This window comes from Microcystis sp. M53602_WE12 (genome assembly GCF_030065455.1).
GTDB classification, from domain to species: Bacteria; Cyanobacteriota; Cyanobacteriia; order Cyanobacteriales; family Microcystaceae; genus Microcystis; species Microcystis aeruginosa.
In genome coordinates, this window is sequence record NZ_JASJFB010000375.1 from 1 (window position 1) to 2,764 (window position 2,764).

1 protein-coding gene is annotated in these 2,764 nt (G+C 36.7%); it reads right to left on the reverse strand.

Translation table 11 applies throughout. The features are described 5' to 3' along the window. Window positions 1-412: 412 nt before the first annotated feature. On the reverse strand, window positions 413-2,485 hold the full coding sequence (locus PX482_RS12895; protein WP_288027806.1) for an AAA family ATPase: 2,073 nt from the start codon (window positions 2,483-2,485) through the stop codon (window positions 413-415). Window positions 2,486-2,764 lie beyond the last annotated feature (279 nt).

Here is a 2,764-nt window from a genome sequence, read left to right on the forward strand (position 1 = left end):
AGTTGGACAAAAGTAAAGTTAACTGTGGGGTAAGGAGTCAGTAGCCGGTCGTCAGGAGTCGGTCGTCAGTAAGAATGGCGGCAATTTACATTTCTTAAGATAGACAACAGAATTTATGTCCGACTACTTACAACAAAATTTTTGTAAATCTACTGAGTTGGTATTTTTAAAGGGAAACTGTCTTCTAAAATTGGTCATTATTTCCGATTTTATCACTCAATTCAAGCCTTTGGGTAGGGTTGATTCAAGGTAGGGTTGATTCATGAATCAACCCTACCCAAACCCTGGAGCGCATTAGCTTTTCGGTGAGATGCTTACACGCGATTGTTCATATTTTTGTACCAATTTAAGAGTCACTGATAATTGCTGATTGTCTGTATTTCTGCAAAGGTGAGAGGCAGCCATTTAGCAGTCAGGAGGAAAATCGATTAACTTCGATAATTTCCGTATATTCAAAATTATTAGGACTGCGTTTCACTAGAGAATAATCAACACCATGAAGATTAATTAAATCCTCTTGACAATCCGCTTTCGGAGAATTATAAACTAACACATATTCTTTACCAATATAGGGAGAAATCTCGGTTTCTACTTCTCCTCTCCATTGAGTTTTTGTCACTAAAACAATTAACTGATTGGCTAATTTAGGAATAGCGATCGCAACTTGCCGACGATAGATATGATCAAGACTACCAAAAGGGGAATCCATCACCAGAGGAAAAGTGCTGCTATCAATTCCCATCAAAGTATTTTTCTGACTCCATTCTCGCACTCGATCGATAATTCCCCCGATAAAAGATAAACTGAGAATCTGATTTTCTCCGGTAGAAGCTGCCACGGGAATGGCGAATCCTGTCGTATTTTCTAATAGTCTTACCTCGTAATCGGGACTAATACGGGGAATATAGGGAGTAAAAGAAATTGAGTTAAAGATTTCCTGTACCCGTTTTTCTAAGGACAAACGAAACTGATTTTCTAATCTCTGTCTTACCTCACTAATGCGATTAATTGCCTCTTGAGTCACTAAAATACGTCGTTGTCCTAAATTATATTTTTCCTCTTTTTGTTGCTGTTTTTGTACCTGTTTTTGCAGGGATTCTAACTCTTTTTCATAGATATCTAGTTGATTTTTATTGCTGCCCTGTTCCAAGCGTAAATCTTTTAGGGAATCCTCGATCGCATCTAAGCGAGATTGCAGATTTTTAATATCTTCATCGGGATAATGGCGAAATTTATCCCGCACTTCATCTAATTCTGATTCTACTAAAGATAATTCTAAGCGCCATTGGTGAATATTAGCTTGATAATTATCCACTTCTTGCCAAAAATCTAAGACTTTTTTATCCATTTCTTTGACTGTGGAAGATAAGCGAATGGCTGCTTCTTCTACATCGGCCATTCCTGCTTTATTCATCCAATCTTGTACCTGTAAATAAGCTTGGCTATTTTCCTGTAATTCCTGACCACAAATACATTTTTTCCGCTCTAATAATTGTTGGACAAATTGCTGTTTAATACCACTGGGTAATTCCCCTTGTTGTCGTAGGTGATCGATTAATTGCTGAAAATTTTGATTAATTTCTTTTAAAAAGACTTGATAAGCTTGCTGAGAAATTAATTTCTTTAATTTATCTTTAGTTCTGACTAAATCTTGCCGCAGATTTCTTTCCTGTTGTTCCAATTTTTCTTTTAACTGTTTTAATTCTTCGGCACCACTTAACTCTAATAAGCGATTAGTAACGGCTTTTTTTAATTCTTCTTGCTGGGATAACTGGCTAATAATATCTTGCTGACGCTGTTTTAATTTCTCGAAATCCTGCTCAATTTTACTTTCCTGTTTCAGTAACTTTTTTAAATCCGATTCCCCTAAATCTTTAAGCTCATCTTGTAAAGATTTTTTGGCTTTTTTTAAATGCTCGATCGCTCGATCTAATACTTTAACTCCCAATAATTCTTTTGTATCTTCGGCGATTTTACCTTGGCTACTACTGCGAAATTGATGATCGATATATTCCCCATCAAAAAAGAAATAACGATGTAAACTTTCTGGTAAGATTTGATTAATAATATCCTCTGGTGGTTGATTGGGTGTGTACCAATTACCATCATCACCAGCGTAGAGCATATATAAACTATTTGAACCGTATTTAATTTTACTATTTACATCTTGGTAGGCGAAAAATTTTCGTTTTACCTGATAGCGTTTATTTTCATGTTCAAAGTTTACTTCTGCGGAACATTCTATGGAGGTTCCCGTGCTTACTTCGGTAATTGCCCGTTTATTAACTAATAACTCTGGTTCGGCAAAAGCTGCTGTAAATTTTTCATAAAGAACCCAGGTACAAGCATTTAAAATTGTTGTTTTTCCTGCCCCATTATTGCCATAAATTACCGTCGTATTGCGAGAACTCGCTGCTAAATGTATCTCAGGAGTCTTACCATAAAATTGTCGAAAATTACATAACTTTATTGATAGTAGTTTCATATTTATATAAAGGGGATGATGGGGAAGTGGGGGAGTGGGAAGTGGGGAAGTGGGGAAGTGGGGGGATGGGGAAGTGGGAAGTGGAGCATTTGGATGAAATTTCCGGTTCTTCGGTTTGTGTTATGCAATGGAGGGGGGTTATAAGGGATGAAACCCTTATATAGAAAGACATTTGGCGATTTTTGTCAATTGTTTTCGATCTAGAACGAGCTAATCAATTAAGTCTCTTGCCGGATAAGGATTTAGTCGATTTATGCCCCCTGATCGAATCATACCAAG

Coding starts and splice junctions, on each gene's coding strand:
- PX482_RS12895 (WP_288027806.1), bottom strand. CDS start 2,485: ATGAAACTACTATCAATAAAGTTATGTAATTTTCGACAATTTTATGGT.